We start from the raw sequence: 20,549 nt of genomic DNA on the forward strand, positions 1-20,549 counted from the left end.
GGAGTGCCCACCTGTGGTGAATCACGTCGCCTTCATCTGGAACATCGCGGAGTCTCTTCGCGGCCCGTTCAAGCCCTCCGAGTACGGGTCGGTCGTCCTGCCTTTCACGGTGCTCCGCCGCCTCGACGCAGTCCTCGCCGACACGAAGCCAGCCGTACTCGAGGCTGCGAAGGGCATCGACTCGCTTCCCGAGATGATGCAGGCGATCAAGCTCCAGGAGGCGGCGGGGCACCAGTTCTACAACACCTCGCCGTTCGACTTCGCCAAGCTCGTCGCCGACCCGCAGGACCTTCGCGCGAACATCGGTGCGTACCTCGCGGGGTTCTCCCCGAGCGTGCGGGACATCTTCGAGCGCTTTGAATTCGACAAGACGCTGAACAAGCTGGCAGAGAAGAACAAGCTGTTCGCGGTGACCGAGAAGTTCGCGCAGGCTGACTTCCATCCTCGTGCGGTCAGCAACATCCAGATGGGCCTCGTTTTCGAGGAGCTGATCCGGTTCGCGAACGAGAAGTCGAACGAGACAGCTGGCGACCACTACACCCCGCGCGAAGTCATCAAGCTCATGGTCGAGCTGTTGTTCGCGCTCGACGACGACGCCCTCTCGAAGTCGGGCGTGGTGCGGTCCATCTACGACCCCACTGCCGGCACCGGTGGCATGCTTTCCGTCGCCGACGAGTACCTTCGCACGCTGAACCCGGGCATCCAGTTGAGCCTGTATGGGCAGGACTACAACGACGCCTCGTACGCGATCTGCAAGGCAGACATGGTCATCAAGGGTCAGGACGTCGACCACATCGCTCTCGGCGACACCCTCACTGAAGACGCCTTCGACGACAAGAAGTTCGACTACGGTCTCTCCAACCCACCCTTCGGAGTCGACTGGAAAGACCAGCGCAGCTATGTCGACGACGAACACGCCAAGCTCGGCTTCAACGGACGCTTCGGTCCTGGAACGCCCGCCGTCAGCGACGGGGCGATGCTGTTCCTGCTGCACCTGGTGTCGAAGATGCGCAAGCGCGAAGATGGCGGCTCACGCGTGGCGATTGTCCTTAACGGGTCACCGCTGTTCTCGGGCGGCGCCGGCGGCGGCGAGTCGAACATCCGCAAGTGGCTGCTCGACAACGACCTCGTCGAAGCCATCATCGGGCTGCCGAAGGACATGTTCTACAACACCGGCATCTCCACCTACATCTGGGTCCTCTCCAACCGCAAAAACGAGAACCGCAAGGGCCGTGTGCAGCTCATCGACGGGCGCGAGATGAAAGTGAAGCTGACGCCGAAGAGTCTCGGATCCAAGCGCAATCAACTCTCCCCGAAGGACATCGAGACCATCGTCGGCCTGTACGCCGGGTTCGAGGAGGGTGAGCACTCGAAGATCTTCCGCAACGAGGACTTCCTGTACCGCACGATCACCGTGGAGCGTCCGCTCAAGCTGAACTGGCACGTCAGCCCCGAACGCATCGACGCCGTGCTCGAAGCCAAGGCCATCCAGAAGCTGAACGAGACGGATGCTGCAGCCCTCCGCTCCGCCCTCGAAAGGCTCGGCGCCGGAACCGTCTGGAAGAACCGCGCCGAGTTTCAGAAGGCGCTGAAGGACGCCGCGAGAGCCGAAGGCCTTACGCTCGCCGCGCCGCTACTCAAGGCGCTGACGACCGAACTCGGTGAGCAGGACGACACCGCGGACACCTGCACTGATGCGAAGGGCAACCCGGAGCCGGATGCGTCGCTCCGCGACACCGAGAACGTGCAGTGGGAAGAGGATGTCGACGCCTACGTCGCCCGCGAAGTTCTCCCGTACGCGCCCGACGCGTGGGTCGACCACTCCAAGACCAAGGAAGGCGCGGAGATCCCCTTCACCCGCCACTTCTATAAGTACGTCCCGCCCCGACCGCTCGAGGAGATCGACCGCGATCTCGACGCCGTCATGGACCAACTCCGCGCAATGCTTGTCGAGGTGGAGAAGTGACCTGGCAGCCTGCACATCGTTGGGAGAAGACAACGTTTGGGCGACTTGCCCGCATCGGGAACGGCGCGGACTACAGCAGCATCGAAGTTGAAGAGGGCGGGTATCCGGTCTACGGGTCAGGCGGCGAGTTTCGTCGCGCGTCGAGCTATCTTTACGACGGCGCCTCGGTGCTCTTCGGAAGGAAGGGCACGGTGGATCGCCCTCTCTACGTCGAGGGCAAGTTTTGGACGGTCGACACGATGTTCTACAGCGTTATCGACCGGTCCAGGCTTCTTCCTCGCTTCGCCTACTACTGGGCGACGACGCTGCCATTCGGAGCCTGGGCAACAGACACCGCACTGCCGAGCATGACGTCGACCGCGATCAAGGCCGCTCCCATTGCACTCCCACCCGTTTCCGAGCAGCGGGCGATCGTGGAGTATCTGGATCGGGAGACGGCGCAGATCGACGCGTTCATCGCGAAGAACGAGGAACTCATCACCCTCCTCACCGAACGCCGCGCCGCGGTCATTGCACACGCAGTCACCCGCGGTATTGACGCCGGAGCCTCGCTCCAGGCGAGCGAGGTCGAGTGGCTGGGAGAGGTCCCAAGTCACTGGTCCGTTCAGCGGTTGGCATCGACAGTGGCCCGCGCACGGAACGGCGTCTGGGGCGCCGATCCGGAAGGTGGTGAAGACGACTTGCGCTGCGTGCGCGTGGCAGATTTCGATCGGCCAATGCAACGGATCCACGATGATGCGCACACGCTTCGAAAGCTGACGCCATCTGAGCGCGCTGGTCGAACGTTGCGAAACGGTGATTTGCTGCTCGAAAAGTCCGGTGGTGGCGAGAAGTCGCCGGTCGGCTTCGTCGTGCTCTACGACCGAGATGAGCCGGCAGTTTGCTCCAACTTCGTAGCTCGGGTAGAGCTGCGAGAGGGAATGGATCCCAAGTTCTGGACTTACGTCCATGGAGCGATGTATCGGCTGCGCATCACCGAGAAGTCGCTCAAGCAGTCCACCGGGATCCAGAACCTCGACCAGCGGGCGTACTTCAACGAGTACGTCGCAGTGCCGCCCTACCGTGAACAGTGCGCGATCGCTGAGGACATCGAGCAACGGACTGCGGACATTGACGCTGCGGTGGGCGCAGCGCGACACAGTGTCGCTTTGGCCCGCGAGCGTCGTGCCGCACTGATTTCGGCGGCGGTGACCGGCAAGATCGATGTGGGGGTGGCTGCATGAGCGGTGTTGCGGGGGCGCATCTGGAGTCGGTGCTGGAGAACGAGATCGCCGAGCACCTTGCCGCGAACGGCTGGCTGTACTCGCCGACCGACGCCGGCTACGACCGTGAGCTCGCGCTGTTTCCCGAGGACGTGCTCGGCTGGCTCGAGGATTCGCAGCCGACCGAGTTCGCGAAGGTTGTCCGACCCGAAGACGCCGGCGACCAGCAGAAAGCGGCGGGCGACAGCATCCTGAATCGGCTCGCGAAGTCGCTGGATCTGGACCCGTTGAAGAACGGGGGGACGATCCGGATTCTGCACGAGGGCTTCTCGATCGTGCCGCTACATGGTGGCGCGGTGAAGTTCCGTATGGCGCAGTTCCGGCCAGCGACGACCAACAACCCTGGGACGCTCGACACCTACGCGAAGATGCGAGTGCGGGTGATGCGTCAGGTGCATTACTCGGCGAAGCATCCGAACAAGGCGTTGGATCTGGTGCTGTTCGTGAACGGCATCCCGGTCGCGACCATCGAGTTGAAGACCGACTTCACGCAGGCGATCGGCAACGCAGTTGACCAGTACCGGTTCGACCGGTCACCCGCGGGTGAGCCGTTATTCGGGTTCGCGAAGCGGTCGCTGGTGCATTTCGTGGTGTCGAACTCCGAAGTGCGGATGACGACGCGTCTCGCCGGCGCGGCGACCCGGTTCCTGCCCTTCAACAAGGGCGCGGACGAGGGGGCGGGGAACCCGGCCAACCCTAACGGTTCCGCATCCTCCTACTTCTGGGAGGAGATCCTGCAGCGCGACACCTGGTTGCAGCTGCTGGCTTCGTTCGTGCACCTACAGGTCGAGGTCGACGTCGACCCCGACACGGGCAAGAAGTCGAAGTCCGAGAAGGTGCTGTTCCCTCGGTACCACCAGTGGCGCGCCGTGACGCGGCTGGTCGAGGCGGCGCGTGCGGAGGGCGCGGGGAACCGATACCTGGTGCAGCATTCGGCGGGATCGGGAAAGACGAACTCCATCTCGTGGCTCGCGCACCGTCTCTCCCAGCTCCACGACGACCAGAACGCGAGGGTGTTCGACACGGTCGTGGTGGTCACCGACCGGACGGTGCTGGACAAGCAACTGCAGGACGCGATCGGCCAGTTCGAGAAGCAGGCCGGGGTGGTGCAGTCGATCACGAAGGATGCGGGCGAGTCGAAGTCGAAGCAGCTCGCCGCAGCGTTGACCGGTGGCAAGAACATCGTGATCGTGACGATTCAGTCGTTCGAGGCGCTCATCACCGCGATCCAGACCCTGCCGGAGTTGCAGGGGCGTCGGTTCGCGGTGATCGCGGACGAGGCCCACTCGTCTCAGACCGGATCCACCGCTGGCGCGCTGACCAAGGTGCTCTCACCGGACGAGCAGGCCGCGGTCGCGGAAGGCGCGCCGATCAACTCAGAGGCGTACCTGCAGTGGGCGATGGAGGTCACCGCAGCTGCTCCCAACATCTCCTACTTCGCGTTCACCGCGACCCCGAAGGCAAAGACCCTCGAGCTGTTCGGGCGAGTCCCGGAGGGTGCGGGCCCGGATGCGACGCCGGAGCCGTTCGATTTGTACTCGATGCAGCAGGCGATCGAGGAGGGCTTCATCCTCGACGTGCTGCAGAACTACACGCCGTACAAAGTGGCGTGGAAGCTGCAGCATCCCGACTCCGACTACGACGATGGCGGTGAGGTCGACGAGTCGACGGCGGTGAAGGCGCTGGTGCAGTACGTGCGGCTGCATCCAACGAACATCAGCCAGAAGGCGAAGATCGTCGTCGACCATTTCCGCACCTTCGTGCAGCCACTGTTGGACGGCAAGGCGAAGGCGATGGTGGTCACAGGGTCGCGGGTGGAGGCCGTGCGGTGGAAGAAATACCTCGACGCCTACATCGCAGATGCCGGAGTGCAGGGTGTGCGATCCCTGGTCGCGTTCTCGGGCACGGTCGAGGATCCGGAGAATGTCGGTGAAGGTCTGACGGAGCGCACCCAGAACCCGGGGGTGCCGTCGGATCTCGCGGAGGCGTTCAAGCCGTCGACGTTCAACGTGATGATCGTGGCGGAGAAGTTCCAGACCGGGTTCGACCAGCCCCGACTCGTTGCGATGTACGTCGACAAGAAGCTCGGCGGAGTCCAGGCCGTGCAGACTCTGTCGCGGTTGAACCGGACGTATCCGGGCAAAGACAAGACCTTCGTCCTCGACTTCGTCAACGACCCGCAGGAGGTGCTGGATGCGTTCCTGCCCTACTACCGGAAGGCAACGCTCACCGCGACGACCGACCCGAACCTGATCTACGACCTCATGGTCAAGCTCGACTCGGCCGGGATCTACGACATGTCGGAGGTCGAGCAGGCGTTCGACGCCGCCCTCTTCGGTGGGGTCAACGCGAACTCGAAGGTGTCGGCGGCCACGAAGCCGGCCGTGGAGCGGTTCCAGAAGCGATGGGTCGCCGCGGTGCTGGATGACGACAAGGCCGAGCAGGACGAGTTGCGGCTGTTCAAGGCTGATGTGGGCAACTTCGTGAAGTTCTACGGCTTCATTTCCCAAGCCCGCAACCTCGGAGACACCGACCTGCCCCGCCGGCACTACTTCTTCCGCCGTATCCTCCCGCAACTGTCGACCGCGACGATCCTCGAACCCGTCGATATCTCGGATGTCACCCTCGTCGGCTACAAAATCAGCGCGGGCGAGTCCGTGAAGCTGAACCTCGAGCAGGGCCCGGGGCTGGATCCGATCACGGCAATCGGATCGGGCGCGATCCACGAGAAGCACCGCAGCGCGCTCGAGGAGATCATCCAGAAGCTCAACGAACGCCTTGGCGACAAGTACGGTCTCGGCGTCATCGACCTGCAGATGAACCACATCGTCGGCAAGCTGGCGTTGGACGTCGATCTCGCGAGCCAGGCAGCCGTGAACTCGCCGCAGCAGTTCGCCGAATCCCCGGCTCTGCCGAAGGCGTTCCAGAAGGCTCTCCTCGGGGTGCGTGACGAGACGCCCGCGTTCATCGACGACTTGTTCAACGACAGCGGGCTGTTCGCCGAACTGGGGAAGGCGTTGCCGGCGATGCTGTACGAGTACCTGAAAGACCAGGGGGCGTCGCGTGGCTGACCTCAAGCTCTTCCGCGTCAGTTCGGGCGTTGCGACCGAGCTGCACAGCACGACGGTCGCGCTCGAGCGATCATTGCAACACCTGATCGAGCGGAACATGGAAGAGATGTTCGCGACTCGGTTTCTCGCGAGCGAGTTCTCCACGGGGCACAGACACGGCGGCCGCATCGACTCGCTCGGGATCGACGAGAACAACTCGCCGGTGATCTTCGAGTACAAGCGGGCAACCAACGAGAACGTCATCAATCAGGGCCTCTACTACTTGAATTGGCTCCTCGATCAAAGCGGAGTTCACGCTTCTCGTGATGGAGAGGCTCGGACGTGACGTCGCAGACGCGATCGACTGGCGTGCGCCCCGCCTTGTATGTGTTGCGAGCGGGTACACCCGGTACGACGAGCACGCGGTCGAGCAGATCAACCGCGCGATCGACCTCGTCACCTACCGCGACTTCGGCGGCGAACTGTTCGCGCTCGAGCTCGTCCACGCGTCTCGAGTCGAGCCCCAGTCGGCGAATGATGCACCTGACGTAGCGAGAGGTCAGGGGCGGACCGTCACAGAATTGTTGAGTCAGGCATCCCCGGAGCTCACGGCGTTGTACGAGCAGTTGGATGCTTTTCTCGTCGCGCTCGGCGATGACGTGTCGAAGAAGGCGACGAAACAGTACTTCGCGTATCGGCGGCTGAAGAACTTCGCCTGTGTCGAGGTACACCCGCAGTCCCGAAACCTCCTCGTGTACCTGAAGGTCAACCCCGATGACGTCGAGCTCGAGGAAGGCTTCTCACGCGACGTCCGCCACATAGGGCACTTCGGAACCGGCGATCTTGAACTTCGGATCTCAACTCAGCAGCACCTGAGCAGGGCGCAGGAGCTTCTTCATTCGAGCTACGAGAACAGCTGAAGTACGCACACGTCGCCGTCGCTATGCACGACGAGGCGGTGACGCCGTCACGAGAGCTGGAGAAGACGGGAGGTGCGCCTCCCCTCGTCAGCGACCTGCGTCGTCGTCCGTCCAGAGGCGGGGGCCAGCACCTTCGCCGCCGAGGGTGTCAGCGGGGTTCTGCAGAGTACAGGTCCGCAGACTCAGGCAGCCGCAGCCCATGCAGCCGGTCAGGTCGTTGCGCAGGCGTTCGAGTGAGCGGATGCGGCTGTCGAGCTCTTCGCGCCACATCCGGGACAGGCGGGCCCAGTCCTTCTTCGTCGGTGTGCGGCCTTCCGGAAGCGAGTCGAGCGCGGTGCGGATGTCCGCCAGGGGAACGCCGACGCGCTGTGAGACGCGGATGAAGGCGATGCGACGAAGCACGTCCCGGCGGTAGCGACGCTGGTTGCCCGCGCTCCGCTCGCTCGTGATCAGACCCTCCCGCTCGTAGAAGTGCAGCGTCGAAATCGCGACGCCGCTGCGCTGGGCGACGTCGCCGACACCGAGGATGGGGCCACGCGCGGTCATTTGACCTCAACCTTAGTTGAGGTTCTAGCGTGGCGACATGACTTCGCCCCACCACGACGACGCGCATGACGCAGCGGTATCAGCCACCCTCCCGCCCGCATCGGAGGGGGCTCGTCGCGCGATGCGGGTGCTCGACCCGCGGTACCGGTGGGTGAGCATCGGACTGTTCCTCATCGTGATGCTCGACGCATTCGTCGCGCTCGGCGTCACCACGATGATGCCGACGGTCAGCCGGGAACTGGACGGCGCCGGGTTGTATGCCTTCGCCTTCGCCGGGCCTGTCGCGGTGAGCGTCGTCGGAATGGTACTCGCCGGCATCTGGTCCGATAGGGGGAACCCGCGTCATGCGCTCATCGTCTCGGTGATCGTCTTCGCCGCCGGGCTCACGGTGGTGGCGCTGGCCCCGAGCATGTGGGTCTTCGTCACCGGCCGTCTCGTGCACGGCCTGGCGGGCGGGGCGATCACCGTGGCCCTGTACGTCATCGTCGCCCGGGTCTACCCCGAAGCACTGAGAGCGAGGGTCTTCGCCGGGTTTGCGGCCGCCTGGGTCATCCCCTCCCTCATCGGACCCGTCATCGCGGGCGTGCTTGCCGAGACGGTCGGGTGGCGCTGGGTGTTCCTGGGCGTGGTGGTGCTCGTGCTCCTGGCGCTGCTGATCGTCGTCCCCGCGATGCGTGAGGTGCACGGGCCTGCGGATCGAACCGTGGTCGGCCGTGGAGAAGTCGTGCGAGTCGGCCTGGCCGTGATCGTCGCATCGAGCGCCCTCGTCATCGCCCTCGCGGCCGAGTCGCGCGGAGTGATCCAGTGGCTCGTGCCGATCGTCGCGGCGGCCATCGCGCTCATCGCGCTTCGTCCGCTGCTGCCGGCGGGAACGTCACTCGCGCGTCGTGGGCTGCCCAGTGTCGTGCTCATGCGCGCCCTCGTCGCTTCCACGTTCTTCGCGGCGGAGATCTACGTTCCGTTGCTCTTGGTCTCGCAGTACGGCACCTCGGCTGCGGTCGCCGGCCTCGCGCTCACCGTCGCTGCTCTGAGCTGGTCGGCAGCATCCTGGGCGCAGGGGCGACTCCCGCGCATCAGTCACGTTCTAGCCGCCCGGCTCGGGGCGCTCGGCCTCACCATCGGCGTCGCTTCCCTCTTCGTCGTGGCGTGGACCGGCGCGACGCCCGTCGTCGTCGTGGTCGGGTGGGCGTTCGCCGGAGCGGGGATCGGTCTGATCTACCCCCGGCTCGGCGTGCTCGCCCTCGAGTACTCGACGACAGCGAATCAGGGCTTCAACAGCTCTGCGCTGACCATTGCGGAAGCGACCGCATCCGCCGTCGCCGTCGCCGCCACCGCGATCGTGTTCTCCGCCTTCGGCGGTGCCGCATCGCCGGGCGCGTTCGCGGCCGCCTTCGTCGTCGTGGGAGCACTGTGCGTGCTCGCCTGGCTGTGCGGACCGCGCATCGTGCGACGCTAGCGCTGCGTCTCCGTGTCCCGCCGCGCGACGTGCTCGGAGCGCAGGATCGCCCACACCTGCTTGTCGTGGAAGACACCACCGTTCCGCCACGCGCCTCGAAGGGTGGCTTCATGCCGCATCCCCACGCGTTCGGCGACCGCTGCGCTTCGGACGTTGTCGGCGCGGCACCGCCACTCGGCCCGGTTCAGTCCGCGGTCGAGCAGCGCCCAGTCGAGGAGCGTGGTCACCGCACGCGTGACGAGTCCTCGGCCCTCGGCGGCAGGTTCGAGCCAGCATCCGATCTCGCAGACTCCGGCGGCGGCGCTGAAGGTCACGAACATCACGCCGCCGCGCAGCACGCCGTCGACCCAGATCCCGTACAGACGCCCGCCGTCGGCGGCGGCCGAGTTCGCATAGCGGGCGAGGGTCGCGGCGGCGCCCTCGACGGAATCCGTGACGAACGACGGCCCGACCCATGGGCGGATGAACTCGCGCGCCCGGTCGAGGTGGTCGGCGAACTCCGCCGCCTGCCAGATCTCGAGGGGACTCAGATAGGCGCTCGCGTCGAGCTCGTGTCGGAACATGGGACCAGCGTTGCATAACGACTGTTATGTCGTCCAGACTGAGCGGATGACGGGATCGGATGCGTACCGGCAGCGGCGCGAGGATGTGGCTGCGGCGGTGTGGCGCGTTCTCGACCAGGCCGGCTTCGCAGGCCTGTCGATGCGCGCGGTCGCCCGCGAACTGCATGCGACGACCGGCATCGTGACGCACTACTTCCCGTCGAAGCGGGAGCTGACGAGCTTCGCGCTCGAGCTGCTCGCCGAGCGCTCCGGCGCGCGGGAGCGCCCTGCCACCGCCCGGGGCCCCGCGGATCTCCGGTCCGCGCTCCTCGACATGCTCCCGCTCGACTCCGTCTCGCAGACGTCGAACCGTATTTGGATCTCCTCCTGGGACGCCGCTCTCGCCGACGAGCGCCACGCCGCAGAGCACGCCGAGCGTTACCGGGCCAGCAGGACCAAGGTCGCCGGCCTCGTCGCGGATTTCCTCGGTGTCGATGATCGAGACGGCGAGCGGGTCGAGCGCGTCACCGAGACGCTGCACTCCTTCGTCCTCGGCCTGACGGTCCAGGCGGTGCTCGACCCCGCCGCCTATCCGCTGGAGCGTCAGATCGCGCTGCTCGACGGGCTCCTCCGCGACCTCGGGTAGGAGTGCCCGCGAAGACGCGGGGAGGGGAGCTCAGCGCGAGTGACCGAGCGCCCGCTGGATCAGTGTGACCTGAAGCGGCAGACGGACGAGCGACACCGCGAACGCGGCCCATGCCTTCAGTGTGCGCCGGCGACGGGCGCGGCGCCCGAGGTCGATGCTCATCTGCGCGTTGGCGGGCCAGACGGCGGCGAGCACCACCGCGCTCGCCCGGCCCGCGGCCACGCGCGTCGCCGGCACGGCCAGGCCGACGGCGCACGCCAGCTCGGCGGCGCCCGAGGCCAGCACCAGCGCCGTGTCCCACCGCCGAAGTGCGCGGGGGATGATCGGCGTGAACACGCTCGGTCGCGCGAGATGGATGACGCCTGACACTGCGAACGGAACCATCACGATCCACGGGATGGTGGCGGTGGGCTTCTTCGCGCGACGGGTCATCAGGCCATTGTGCGGCCGCTCGGTCGGGATCGGGAGCGGAATTCGGTAAGACACGTCGACTCGTCGCTGTACCTGGCTGCAGAGACAATGGACCGATGCCCCGCATCCAGCTGACCGGAACCGTGATCTGCGCGAACGAGGAGCAGTCGGCGCTCGTCGCGAGGTACTTGCCGCGCCACATCGAGCTCACGCGGGCAGAGGCGGGCTGCATCCGGTTCGACGTGACGCCGACGGACGACCCGCTGGTGTGGGCGGTGTCAGAACTGTTCGCCACGGAGGACGCGTTCCGAGCGCACCAGGAGCGCGTCGCGGCGAGCGAGTGGGGCACCGCGACCGCGGGGATCGAGCGGAAGTACTCGATCGTGGCGCTCTGACCCCCGCGACCGCCGCTCCTCGACAATCCCCGCGGCGAAACGCGCGTCAGAACTTCGCGCCTGTGGCGACGATGATCACGCTGAGCAAGGCAGGGATAGCGGTGAGGCAGAGCGTGACGATCGACAGCAGCATCGCCGCGACCCCGATTCTCGCCCCCCTCAATTCCGGCCGTGCGCGTAACCGAGATCGCGACGATATCGCGAGCACGATGGCAACTGCGGCTGCAGCTACGGCCGGAAGGGGGAGGGCGATGAGCGCCATCGATGCGACGGCGACGACAAGCCCCAGAACGGCTCTGCCGTCCACGGGCCGTCGCCGATGAAGAGCGGTTTCACTTGTCTCGTTCATGTGAGGCCTCCCGTGACAAGCCCATGCATGTCACGGGAGGCGCCTCTTCCCAATCAGTAGGTCGTCGTCCAGGCCTGCGTTGCATTGACCCGCAACGACAGATACAGATCCTCGCTGGAGAGGCCGTTCCAAGACGTGAAGCGGGAGTACATGGTGACGACCGCTTCCTGCTGCGGTGTCGCGCTGGCCCGCACTGTGGTGAGGGTGGGTGCGGTCGCGGTCCCGTAGTGAGCGACGACCTGCGCGTCGCGGGCATTGGAGATGCTCGCCCCGCTTGCCCAACGCGAATAGTCAGCGCGGAACTGAAGGCTCATCGTTCCGTTGCCGTTACTCACGAGGCAGTTTGCGTAGCTCGCGTACCCGCCGCCGCTGTAACTCGTGCAATCGGAGACCGCCCGCGTTCCCACTGCGCCCTCGTCGACTTCTTCGACCGGCTTCTCGAAACCGGTTACGGAGATCGAACCGTCCTCGAAGACGCTGACGAATTCTGTCTGCTGGGCCGAATCTCTTTCGTATGTGGTGACCGGCTCTGCGCCGCTCGTCATCGAATCGAGAATCTCACCGGCGTCGAGCTGTTCGAGCAGTGCGCTTTGCGTCGCTTCGTCGACGCCGTACCGGTCGTAGAACTCCTCGAATGCGGCAGCGTCGGCGGTGGTGGTGGTGCTGGTCGCACTCGCTGATGTCGCACCGAGGAAAACCATGGCGCCCGCCGTGGCAACAGCCAAGCAAGCCTTCGTGATCGTGCTTTTCTTCATTATCTTCTGTCTCCGGTCTTCGTCAGCTGAAGTTCTGTTCGGACCATGCCTGCTGCCCGTTCACTTTGAGAGTGACAACGGCAGTGAAAGAGGTCGCGGTCGACGAATACTGGGATGTCGCCGTGGCGCGAGCAGGGTCGCTCATGGTGCCGTTGCTGCGATCGATTCGCAACACCGGGGTGGTTGCTTGGCCGCCGATCGCGTAGGCGTAGGGCGAACGCACCGCATTGATGATTCCCGCACCATTCGAGACCCTGGTGTAGTCAGCGCGGAACTCGACATCCAGATAAACGCCGTTCGAACCGGTTACCGCGCAGTCGTAGTAATTCGCAAACCCGGACCCGCCGATCGACGAGCTACATGACCCGACGCTCTTCGTCGTGAAGTCATCCGAGGATTCCGTCGCCTGAGGCGTCTCCAGCTTGGAGATGCTGATCGACCCGTCAGCGAATGTGTCTCGGGTGACAATCCAACCGGCCTCAGCGCTGGTGGTACTGCTCACCGGCTCTGTTCCGGTCATGGAGTCGGGAAGAACTCCGGAATTGAATTTCTCGATCAGATCCTGCGCCACGTCGGGTTGTACGCCATTCTCGACGTACCACGAGTATTGCTCGTCGTCCACCGTCGTTTCGGCGGCGACCGCTGTGCCCGAAAGTCCGACCGTGCACGCTAGCACTGTCGACCCGAGGATTGCGGCCATCATCTTTTTTCGCATCATCACACTTTCCGTATATTCTCATCGCGTATGCATAGCGCTCGCATTGGGAGGCGATCGCGGCAGCCACGATGCCATGGTCCAGATGTGGGATCAAGGAACTCTCCGGAAACGTCCAGACTGTTCGCATCCTCACGACATTCCCGAAGGCCGTGCCTGCCGCTCGCTCGACGAGCGGTCGTTTCTGTACGTTGAGCGAGCGAAGCGAGACGAACGCAGTCGCGGGACCGAGCCGAGGGAGCGGGGATGCGGTACGACCTCAAGCGTGATCTCGGAGTGCTGTACAGGCCTCCGACGGGTCGATTCGTCCAGGTCGATGTTCCACAGATGCAGTACCTCGCGATCGACGGGCACGGCGACCCCAACACCGAACCCGCGTATCCGGCCGCGGTCGAGGCGCTGTACGCGTCGGGCTACCAGATCCGCAGTGCGTTCAAGACGCGTAGCGGTTCGGACTTCGTCGTGGGACCCCTCGAAGGGCAGTGGTCGAGCGACGATCCCACCACTTTCGTGCAGGGCAGGAAGAGCCACTGGGACTGGACGATGCTGATCCCGCTGCCCGCCCCGGTGAGCGCGGAGGATGTCGCGGAGGGGCTCGCCGCCGCATCCGTGAAGAAGCCCGCCGCGCCGATCGCGCAGGTGAGGCACCTCACGATGACTGAGGGGCTGTGCTTGCAGACACTCCACATCGGTACCTACGACGACGAGGCGCCGGCACTGGCGCACCTCCACGACGAGATCATGCCTGAGCTGGGTTTCACGTGGAACGGTCGGCACCACGAGATCTACCTGGGGGATCCGCGGCGCACAGCGCCGGAGAAGCTGCGGACGATCCTGCGCCAGCCGGTCGCGCCCGCCTGAGGCGGGCGTTTCGACTGGCGGTGCTCACTCAACGACCGGCGGGCGCCGCATCCGCCACCCGTGCGGAGAGGGAGCGCGCCGCGGCCGCGAACTCCGGCGGACCCAGCACGGTGAACGGCGCATCGAAGCGCAGGACCCAAGAGAGCACTCCGGCCCACGACCAAGACCCGATCCGGATGCGGCATGTCTCCTCAGAGACGGCGACTCCCTCCGCGTCCGCGAGCCACGGCGCGGCAGCGCGAAGCGGCAGCTCCAGGAGGATCTCGCCGTAGACAGGCCATCTGTCCGGGCCGTCGGATCCCTTGGCCCTCGCCGAGAGAAACGCCGCGGCATCGCCATGGGGAATCGGCCGCGGCGCGAACCGCGCACCGAGCGGGATGCGCGGCACCATCCGATCGAGGCGGAAGATGCGCCAGTCCGGGGCGTCGAGATCCCACGCAACCAGGTACCACCGTCCTCCGCGGGCGACGACGGCGTGTGGCTCGGCACGGCGCGAGAGCTCGTCGCGGTAGTCGAAGCGCAGGACGCGGCGACTCTCCGTTGCGGCGCTCACCGCCTCCACCACGGCGGGGTCGACCGCATCAGAGCCTGCGGCGTCGGTGAAACGGATGCCGTCGATGCGGTGTCGCAGTCGGGACGGCATGACCTGCCGCACGGTGGCGAGGGCGCGCGCGGCAGCCTCGGCCATATCCACACCCGTCGCGGGAGCGCTCTGCAGCGCGACGGCGATCGCCACCGCCTGTTCGTCGTCGAAGAGCAGCGGCGGCAACTCGGACCCCGCGGCGAGTCGGTATCCGCCGTCCGGGCCCTTCGTGGCGTCGATCACGTACCCGAGCGCCCGAAGCCGCTCGATGTCGCGGCGCACGGTGCGCGGAGTCACGTCCAGACGCTCGGCGAGCAGCCCGCCGGGCCAGTCGCGCCGCGTCTGCAACAGCGAAAGCAGCGACAACATGCGGGAGGACGTCGCGGACATGTCTCCCATTCTCGATCGAGTAGCGGACAGAAAGCGTCCTCTACGTCACCGATCGTGGAGATCGCGGCGCCCGCCGCATCCCATCGACCGAGGACACACCATGACGATCACGACCACCACCCACCTCAACTTCCGCGGTGCCGCACGCGCGGCGCTCGAGTTCTACCAGACCGTCTTCGGCGGCCGGCTCATCGTTGCCACCTACGCGGACATGGGCATGCCCGCAGACGTCCCCGGTGCCGACCGCATCGTCTTCGGCCAACTCGAGAGCGCCGACGGATTCCGCGTCATGGCCTACGACATTCCCGGGCAGGATGCGGGCGGCGCGGATGCCGGAACGACCAGCCGTACGAACGGCGTGACCCTGACCGACCGCACGTTCTTCCAGTCCGTGCGCGGCCAGTCGCTGGAGGAGATGACGGTGATCTGGGAGCGTCTCGCCGAGGGCGCCGACATCATCGAGCCGCTCGCCGCCTCCGCGTGGAGTCCCGGGTTCGGCATGCTCACCGACCGCTTTGGCGTGACCTGGGTCGTCGACGTGCAGGCGCCATACGCGGGCTGATCACGCGCCGGCGTTTCGTCTCGCGGAGCTCGATCAACGACCAGAGCCGGGGTTGCCGGACGAGCTCCGCGGGAAGCGATGACGGCCGGTGGAGTCCCGCAGGACGGCCCGATGCGCCCGGGGCGAACCCGATCCGGCTCGTAGGGTGAGCACGTGACGCTGCTGATGACCCTCACCTCCGGGCTGCTCTGGTTGACGGCGGGCAAGACGCGGCGCGACCTCTCGGGCAGCGCTTACCTGCAGAGCCTCGATCCAGCGCGCTCACCCGCACCCGTCCCCCGTGACGTGACGCGCTGGGGAGAGATGACCGCTGAGGAGATCGACGGTCGCCTCGTCCGACGCTGGCAGCCCGAGAAACATGTTGCGGGCCGTGAGTTGATCTACTTTCCCGGCGGCGGATTCGTGAACCCCCTCGCGACGGCGCACTGGTGGATCATTCGCAGGCTCATGACCCGCACGCGCGCGGCCGTCACGATCGCCGACTACCCGCTCACCCCCGAGCACACCTACGCGCAGGCCAGCGCTTTCGTCGATGCGGTCTACGCGCACGTCGCCGACGACCCCCGAACCACGACGCTGTTCGTCGCCGGGGACTCCGCCGGCGGCAATGTCGCCCTCTCCCTGGCGCTGCGCGTGCGCAACGAGCGCCGCCGCCCGATCGACGGCCTCATCCTGCTCGCCCCGTGGGTCGATCCGACGATGCGCAATCCGGATGCGGCGCGTCTGCAGCGTCGCGATCCGTCGCTGCGGTGCGAAGGTCTACGAGCGGCGGGCATTGCTTGGGCGGGAACCCTGCCGACGGACGACCCACAGATCAGCCCGATCTTCGACACCCTCGCCGACCTGCCCCCGACTCTGCTGTTCCAGGGCGGGCGCGACATCTTCCTCGCCGACGCGCAGCGCTTCGCCGAGAAGGCGCAGCAGGCGGGCAGCTCTGTCCGGCTGGTCGTCGAGCCGGACGGCTTCCACGTGTACCCGGGGGCCTACTGGACGCGGGAAGCGCGCGAGGCCTACGACCTCGTCGCTCGTTTCGCAGGCGACCCCGCCGGCGTGAGCCGGGGTTAGGTTCTCGCCATGTCGGATTGAACGGGGGTCACTCCTTATCGGAGTCGCCGGCCTCGTCGGTCTTCTCGTCGGCCTTGCCGCCCTGGGAGGTTGTGCCGATGACGACGAACGTGATCGCCAGGACGAAGAACGGCAGCGCGATCGCGACGTTGTCCATCGTGAGCCAGAAGACGACGGCCAGGGTGAAGAAGGTGAAGCCGACCGTCGCGTACGTCGAGTTCCAGGACTGCTTCCGGTCGCTCATACCGCGAGCCTACGAGCGCGCCACCGCCTCGCGGATCCCCCTCGCGACGGAGAACGTGCGCTTCTCACGGCCCGTGCCGCGTCGCCGCACCCATGCCGCTGCCTACGCTCGTCGGCGGTGCACCCCTTCTACGATCCGACCCTGACCTACGAGCAGAACTACGCGCGCGGGCCGTTCGGAGCGTTCGCCGAAACGATGGCGGATGCGGCCCCTTCGCCCCTCGGGAACAGTTTCCTCGGTCGGCCGGTCGGCATTCCGTTCGGCATCCCGGCGGGGCCCTTACTGAACGCACGCTTCGTGGCGGCGGCTTTCGCGCACGGCTACGACCTCGCCGTCTACAAAACCGTCCGCACGCGCGCGCACCCGAGCAACCCGTTCCCGAACGTGCTCGCCGTGCACGTCGAGGGCGACCTCGCCCCGGATGCCGGTGCCGTCCGCGCGGACGGCGACTTCACCGAGCCCCTGTCGATCAGCAACTCGTTCGGGGTGCCCTCGCGCGACCCCGACATCTGGCAGCCCGACATGGCCGCGGCGGTCGCCGCCGCCGGCGAGGGTCAACTGCTCATCGGCAGCTTCCAGGGCACGCGGGGATCCGCCGGCGAGCTGGCGCTCGTCGCCGATCACCTCCGCGCCGCCCGGCTCGTGGTGGAGACCGGCGCGCCGGTGCTCGAGCTGAACCTGTCATGCCCGAACGAGGGCGCCGCATCCCTGCTCTGCTTCGACACGCCGCGTGCACGGCGCATCCTCGCCGTCGTGAAAGACGAGATCGGCGACATCCCGTTGCTCGTCAAGCTCGCGCACTTCGGGGTGGATGCGGCACTCGAACGCTTCGTCGACGCGACCGCGGAGTTCGTGGCGGGCTACGCCGCGGTCAACACGGTCCCCGCTCGGCTCGTGACCGCATCCGGGACGCCCGCGCTCGGTGCCGGACGCGAGAGCGCCGGTGTCTGCGGCGCCGCCATCCGCTGGGCGGGGCTCGAGATGACCGCCCGGCTCGCCCGCATCCGCGCACTCCGCGACGCCGACTTCGCGATCGTCGGCACCGGCGGCGTGGCCGGCGCCGACGATTACCTTGCGTATCGCTCGGTCGGAGCGGATGCGGTCATGAGCGCCACGGGTGCGATGTGGCATCCGGAGCTCGCGCGCGAGGTGGCGCGGGTCACCGGGGCGGGCTGACCTGCGTTTCGTCTCGCTGCGCTCGCTCAACGACCGGGAGAAGCGGGCGTACGAACCCCTCTCAGGTATCACGCGGGCGATACTTGCGAGGGATGCGGAGGCAGCGACCCGCTTCGTAGCGTCCAAAGGGTGGACGTCGTCACCGATCTCATCCTCCAGGCCGCCGCCTCGCCGTGGCTGCTGCCGGTCATGCTCGCCGCGGCCGTGATCGACGGGTTCTTCCCGCCGATGCCCAGCGAGACCGTGCTCGTCGCGGCGGCCGCTGTGTCCGCAGCCACCGGCGACGTCCCGACGCTCCTGGCGTTGTGCCTCGTGGCGGCTCTCGGTGCTGCGATCGGCGACAACATCGCCTACGCGATCGGCCGCAGGGTCGGTACGACCCGCTATGGCTGGATGCGGCGTCCCCGCGTCGCGGCGGCCTTCGAGCGGGCCCGTGCGGCCCTCACCACGCGCGGCGCCCCCCTCATCCTGGGAGCCCGCTACATCCCGGTGGGCCGGGTCGCGGTGAACATGTCGGCCGGAGCGCTGGGATACCCGTGGCGCCGGTTCGCTCCGCTGAGCATCGTCGGCGGGATCAGCTGGGCGCTCTACAGCGTGCTCATCGGCACCCTCGCCGGGCAATGGCTCGGACATCAGCCGGTGCTGAGCGCCGTGATCGGCGTCGCTCTCGCCCTCGGGGTGGGCATCGTCATCGACCGCGTCGCTGCGCTTCGTCGCCGCGCGCGCGAGATCCCCGAGGCGATCGAGCCGGTGTCGGCCACACTGAGAGCATGACCGAGATCCCGCGCTCCGGCCCACGCTCGCGCTCGCAGATCCTCGGGCTCGTCGCGCTCGCCGTCACCGGCGTCGCCCTCTTCAGCACGCTCGTGCCGCTGCACGCCGTCTTCTACGGCACTCCGTTGCCGCTCGTGATGCTCCTGGGTGCGGGAGTGTGCGCGGCGCCGTGGATCTCGATCACGCGTCCCCGCACCGCCATCGTGGTCTTCGGCGTGAGCGCGTTCGTGCTCCCGCTGGTCGTGAGCGTGCCGCACGACGGCGCGTGGCCGTGGCCGTGGTCGGTGCCCGCGATGATCGCCTTCCTCGTCTTCGTCCTGGTGATCACGACGCTGCACGGCTGGCGACTCGGGCGGTGGCCGTGGGCCATCGGCAACCTCGGTTCGCTCGTCGCGCCGCTGGTGATCACGGATGCGGCACCCGCCGCCACCGCGAACCTCATCGTGACGGCGTCGATCTCCACCGCGGTGCTGCTGATCGGGGTGCTCCTCGCGGGCCGCATCCGGTTGAACGAGCAGCTGACCCGCGAGCGCGAGCTGACCGCATCCGAACAGTCCCGGCGCATGCTGGTCGAAGAGCGCACGCGCATCGCCCGTGAGCTGCACGACGTGCTCGCTCACAGCATGTCGGTGATCCAGGTGCAGGCTTCCACGGCCCGTTACCGCCTCAGCGATCTTTCCGACGAGACGGTGCAGGAGTTCGACGACATCGCGGCGTCGGCGCGCGCGTCGCTGGGGGAGATGCGCCGGCTGCTGGGCGTGCTGCGCACCGAGGAGCAGACTCCCGAGCTCGTACCCCAGCAGGGGATGGCGGACATCCCCGGCCTCGTCGACAGCGTCCGGCGCGCGGGCGTGCAGGTGGGCCTGTCGCTCGCCGTCATGACGACCCCGCCGCCCGCGGGCGTGCAGATCGCGGTGTACCGGATCGTGCAGGAGGCGCTGAGCAACGCGGTGCGCCACGCGCCGGGGGCAGCAGTCGAGGTCAGGGTCGAGGCGCGCGACGGGCGGGTCACGATCCGCGTGCACAACAGCACGTCCCCCGAGCAGCCGGTCGACGCCTCCGGAGCGGGTCACGGGCTCCGCGGCATCCGCGAACGTGTCGCCCTGCTGGGCGGGACGGTCACCGTCGGCGCCGATCCCGCGGGAGGATGGACGGTGGCGGCGGCCCTGCCGACCGCCGGCGAGGAGTCCCCATGAGCATCACCGTGCTGATCGCCGACGACCAGGCGATGGTGCGCGCGGGTTTCGCCGCGCTGCTGGACGCCCAGGACGGCATCCGCGTCGTCGGCCAGGCGGCCGACGGGCAGGAGGCGGTCGCCCTCGCGGCGCGTCTCGACCCCGACGTCATTCTCATGGATGTGCGGATGCCGCAGCTCGACGGGATCGCGGCGACTCGCCGCATCCTCGGGTCCGCGTACCCCGCCGCCCAGGTGCCGCGCATCCTCATGCTGACCACGTTCGACATCGACGACTACGTCTACGACGCGCTCCAGGCGGGAGCGAGCGGCTTCCTGCTCAAGGACGCACTGCCCGAGGAACTCGTGCAGGCCGTCCGGGTCGTCGCCGCCGGTGACGCGCTGCTCTCGCCCCGCGTCACGCGCCGGCTGATCTCCCAGTTCGCCACCCAGAAACCGCGCGCGCCGCGGGGCGGGGCGCAGCTGGCGGAGCTCACCGACCGGGAGCGCGAGGTGCTGGTGCTGCTCGCGAAGGGCATGTCGAACACCGAGATCGCCGGCGAACTGTTCATCGCTGAGCAGACCGTGAAGACCCACGTCGGCAAGCTGCTCGCCAAGATCGGCGCACGCGATCGCGTACAGGCCGTGATCTTCGCATACGACGCCGGTCTCGCCGAGCCCGCATCCTGAATCTCACCCCGCGGTAG

General features: G+C 67.0%; 23 protein-coding genes. 15 read left to right on the plus strand and 8 right to left on the minus strand.

The features are described 5' to 3' along the window. Positions 1-13 precede the first annotated feature (13 nt). Genes ACYVJS_RS07750 through ACYVJS_RS07770 form a run of 5 tightly spaced genes read left to right on the plus strand, consistent with a single transcriptional unit; the run spans position 14 to position 7,198 of the window. A complete protein-coding gene (locus ACYVJS_RS07750) occupies positions 14-1,966 on the plus strand; it encodes a type I restriction-modification system subunit M (RefSeq protein WP_460739283.1) in 1,953 nt (650 codons plus the stop codon). After that, positions 1,963-3,189 carry a restriction endonuclease subunit S gene (locus tag ACYVJS_RS07755; protein ID WP_460739285.1) on the plus strand — a complete coding sequence of 409 codons (1,227 nt, stop codon included), beginning with the start codon at positions 1,963-1,965 and terminating at the stop codon, positions 3,187-3,189. Before ACYVJS_RS07750 ends, ACYVJS_RS07755 begins: the two co-directional genes overlap by 4 nt. Further along, positions 3,186-6,299, plus strand: a complete 3,114-nt coding sequence (locus ACYVJS_RS07760; RefSeq protein WP_460739287.1) for a type I restriction endonuclease subunit R — start codon at positions 3,186-3,188, stop codon at positions 6,297-6,299. The genes ACYVJS_RS07755 and ACYVJS_RS07760 overlap by 4 nt, the downstream gene beginning before the upstream one ends. Further along, positions 6,292-6,624: a PDDEXK family nuclease gene (locus ACYVJS_RS07765; RefSeq protein WP_460739289.1), complete on the plus strand. Its 333-nt coding sequence runs from the start codon at positions 6,292-6,294 to the stop codon at positions 6,622-6,624. Before ACYVJS_RS07760 ends, ACYVJS_RS07765 begins: the two co-directional genes overlap by 8 nt. Continuing rightward, complete coding sequence (locus ACYVJS_RS07770) at positions 6,605-7,198, plus strand: DUF5655 domain-containing protein (protein WP_460739291.1); 594 nt, start codon at positions 6,605-6,607, stop codon at positions 7,196-7,198. Before ACYVJS_RS07765 ends, ACYVJS_RS07770 begins: the two co-directional genes overlap by 20 nt. Positions 7,199-7,285: 87 nt before the next feature. Here the strand turns inward: ACYVJS_RS07770 and soxR are convergent, their stop codons facing one another. Further along, on the minus strand, positions 7,286-7,744 hold the full coding sequence (gene soxR / locus ACYVJS_RS07775) for a redox-sensitive transcriptional activator SoxR (protein WP_460739293.1): 459 nt from the start codon (positions 7,742-7,744) through the stop codon (positions 7,286-7,288). A 37-nt stretch (positions 7,745-7,781) separates the two neighbouring features. Here soxR and ACYVJS_RS07780 point away from each other — a divergent pair, with 37 nt between their 5' ends. Then, entirely contained in the window at positions 7,782-9,200 is a 1,419-nt protein-coding gene (locus ACYVJS_RS07780) for an MFS transporter (RefSeq protein WP_460739295.1), read from the plus strand. Here the strand turns inward: ACYVJS_RS07780 and ACYVJS_RS07785 are convergent. After that, entirely contained in the window at positions 9,197-9,763 is a 567-nt protein-coding gene (locus ACYVJS_RS07785) for a GNAT family N-acetyltransferase (protein WP_460739297.1), read from the minus strand. The genes ACYVJS_RS07780 and ACYVJS_RS07785 overlap by 4 nt on opposite strands. Before the next feature lie 46 nt (positions 9,764-9,809). Here ACYVJS_RS07785 and ACYVJS_RS07790 point away from each other — a divergent pair, with 46 nt between their 5' ends. Beyond that, complete coding sequence (locus ACYVJS_RS07790) at positions 9,810-10,388, plus strand: TetR/AcrR family transcriptional regulator (RefSeq protein WP_460739299.1); 579 nt, start codon at positions 9,810-9,812, stop codon at positions 10,386-10,388. Positions 10,389-10,418: 30 nt separating this feature from the next. On the opposite strand, the gene ACYVJS_RS07795 is transcribed toward ACYVJS_RS07790, so the two are convergent. Continuing rightward, positions 10,419-10,820 (minus strand): DoxX family protein, encoded by a 402-nt coding sequence (locus tag ACYVJS_RS07795; protein ID WP_460739301.1) that lies wholly within the window; start codon positions 10,818-10,820, stop codon positions 10,419-10,421. A gap of 95 nt (positions 10,821-10,915) precedes the next feature. On the opposite strand from ACYVJS_RS07795, the gene ACYVJS_RS07800 reads away from it, so the two are divergent. Beyond that, positions 10,916-11,194 (plus strand): putative quinol monooxygenase, encoded by a 279-nt coding sequence (locus ACYVJS_RS07800; protein ID WP_460739303.1) that lies wholly within the window; start codon positions 10,916-10,918, stop codon positions 11,192-11,194. 46 nt (positions 11,195-11,240) lie between these two features. Here ACYVJS_RS07800 and ACYVJS_RS07805 read toward each other — a convergent pair whose 3' ends face one another. The 3 genes from ACYVJS_RS07805 to ACYVJS_RS07815 are packed head-to-tail and all read right to left on the minus strand — an operon-like array spanning position 11,241 to position 13,016. Continuing rightward, the gene (locus ACYVJS_RS07805; protein WP_460739305.1) at positions 11,241-11,543 is read right to left on the minus strand and encodes a hypothetical protein; all 303 of its coding nucleotides are present in this window, start codon (positions 11,541-11,543) and stop codon (positions 11,241-11,243) included. A gap of 53 nt (positions 11,544-11,596) precedes the next feature. Then, positions 11,597-12,268, minus strand: a complete 672-nt coding sequence (locus tag ACYVJS_RS07810; RefSeq protein ID WP_460739307.1) for a hypothetical protein — start codon at positions 12,266-12,268, stop codon at positions 11,597-11,599. A 52-nt stretch (positions 12,269-12,320) separates the two neighbouring features. After that, complete coding sequence (locus ACYVJS_RS07815) at positions 12,321-13,016, minus strand: hypothetical protein (protein WP_460739309.1); 696 nt, start codon at positions 13,014-13,016, stop codon at positions 12,321-12,323. 243 nt (positions 13,017-13,259) lie between these two features. Here ACYVJS_RS07815 and ACYVJS_RS07820 point away from each other — a divergent pair, with 243 nt between their 5' ends. Then, a complete protein-coding gene (locus ACYVJS_RS07820; RefSeq protein WP_460739311.1) occupies positions 13,260-13,874 on the plus strand; it encodes a GyrI-like domain-containing protein in 615 nt (204 codons plus the stop codon). A gap of 28 nt (positions 13,875-13,902) precedes the next feature. Here the strand turns inward: ACYVJS_RS07820 and ACYVJS_RS07825 are convergent, their stop codons facing one another. Continuing rightward, positions 13,903-14,847: a helix-turn-helix transcriptional regulator gene (locus ACYVJS_RS07825; protein WP_460739313.1), complete on the minus strand. Its 945-nt coding sequence runs from the start codon at positions 14,845-14,847 to the stop codon at positions 13,903-13,905. 100 nt (positions 14,848-14,947) lie between these two features. On the opposite strand from ACYVJS_RS07825, the gene ACYVJS_RS07830 reads away from it, so the two are divergent. Both ACYVJS_RS07830 and ACYVJS_RS07835 read left to right on the plus strand, forming a co-directional pair. Continuing rightward, positions 14,948-15,409: a VOC family protein gene (locus tag ACYVJS_RS07830; protein ID WP_460739315.1), complete on the plus strand. Its 462-nt coding sequence runs from the start codon at positions 14,948-14,950 to the stop codon at positions 15,407-15,409. Between the two features lie 153 nt (positions 15,410-15,562). Beyond that, on the plus strand, positions 15,563-16,474 hold the full coding sequence (locus ACYVJS_RS07835) for an alpha/beta hydrolase (RefSeq protein ID WP_460739317.1): 912 nt from the start codon (positions 15,563-15,565) through the stop codon (positions 16,472-16,474). 28 nt (positions 16,475-16,502) lie between these two features. Here the strand turns inward: ACYVJS_RS07835 and ACYVJS_RS07840 are convergent, their stop codons facing one another. Then, positions 16,503-16,718 (minus strand): hypothetical protein, encoded by a 216-nt coding sequence (locus ACYVJS_RS07840; RefSeq protein WP_460739319.1) that lies wholly within the window; start codon positions 16,716-16,718, stop codon positions 16,503-16,505. A gap of 117 nt (positions 16,719-16,835) precedes the next feature. On the opposite strand from ACYVJS_RS07840, the gene ACYVJS_RS07845 reads away from it, so the two are divergent. The 4 genes from ACYVJS_RS07845 to ACYVJS_RS07860 all read left to right on the plus strand — a co-directional run bounded on the left by ACYVJS_RS07845 (position 16,836) and on the right by ACYVJS_RS07860 (position 20,532). Then, positions 16,836-17,894 (plus strand): beta/alpha barrel domain-containing protein, encoded by a 1,059-nt coding sequence (locus tag ACYVJS_RS07845; protein WP_460739321.1) that lies wholly within the window; start codon positions 16,836-16,838, stop codon positions 17,892-17,894. A gap of 129 nt (positions 17,895-18,023) precedes the next feature. Beyond that, on the plus strand, positions 18,024-18,668 hold the full coding sequence (locus ACYVJS_RS07850; RefSeq protein ID WP_460739323.1) for a DedA family protein: 645 nt from the start codon (positions 18,024-18,026) through the stop codon (positions 18,666-18,668). Then, positions 18,665-19,864: a sensor histidine kinase gene (locus tag ACYVJS_RS07855; RefSeq protein WP_460739325.1), complete on the plus strand. Its 1,200-nt coding sequence runs from the start codon at positions 18,665-18,667 to the stop codon at positions 19,862-19,864. The genes ACYVJS_RS07850 and ACYVJS_RS07855 overlap by 4 nt, the downstream gene beginning before the upstream one ends. Continuing rightward, a complete protein-coding gene (locus ACYVJS_RS07860) occupies positions 19,861-20,532 on the plus strand; it encodes a response regulator (protein ID WP_460739327.1) in 672 nt (223 codons plus the stop codon). Before ACYVJS_RS07855 ends, ACYVJS_RS07860 begins: the two co-directional genes overlap by 4 nt. Positions 20,533-20,549 lie beyond the last annotated feature (17 nt).

It is taken from the genome of Microbacterium neimengense, assembly GCF_054782995.1.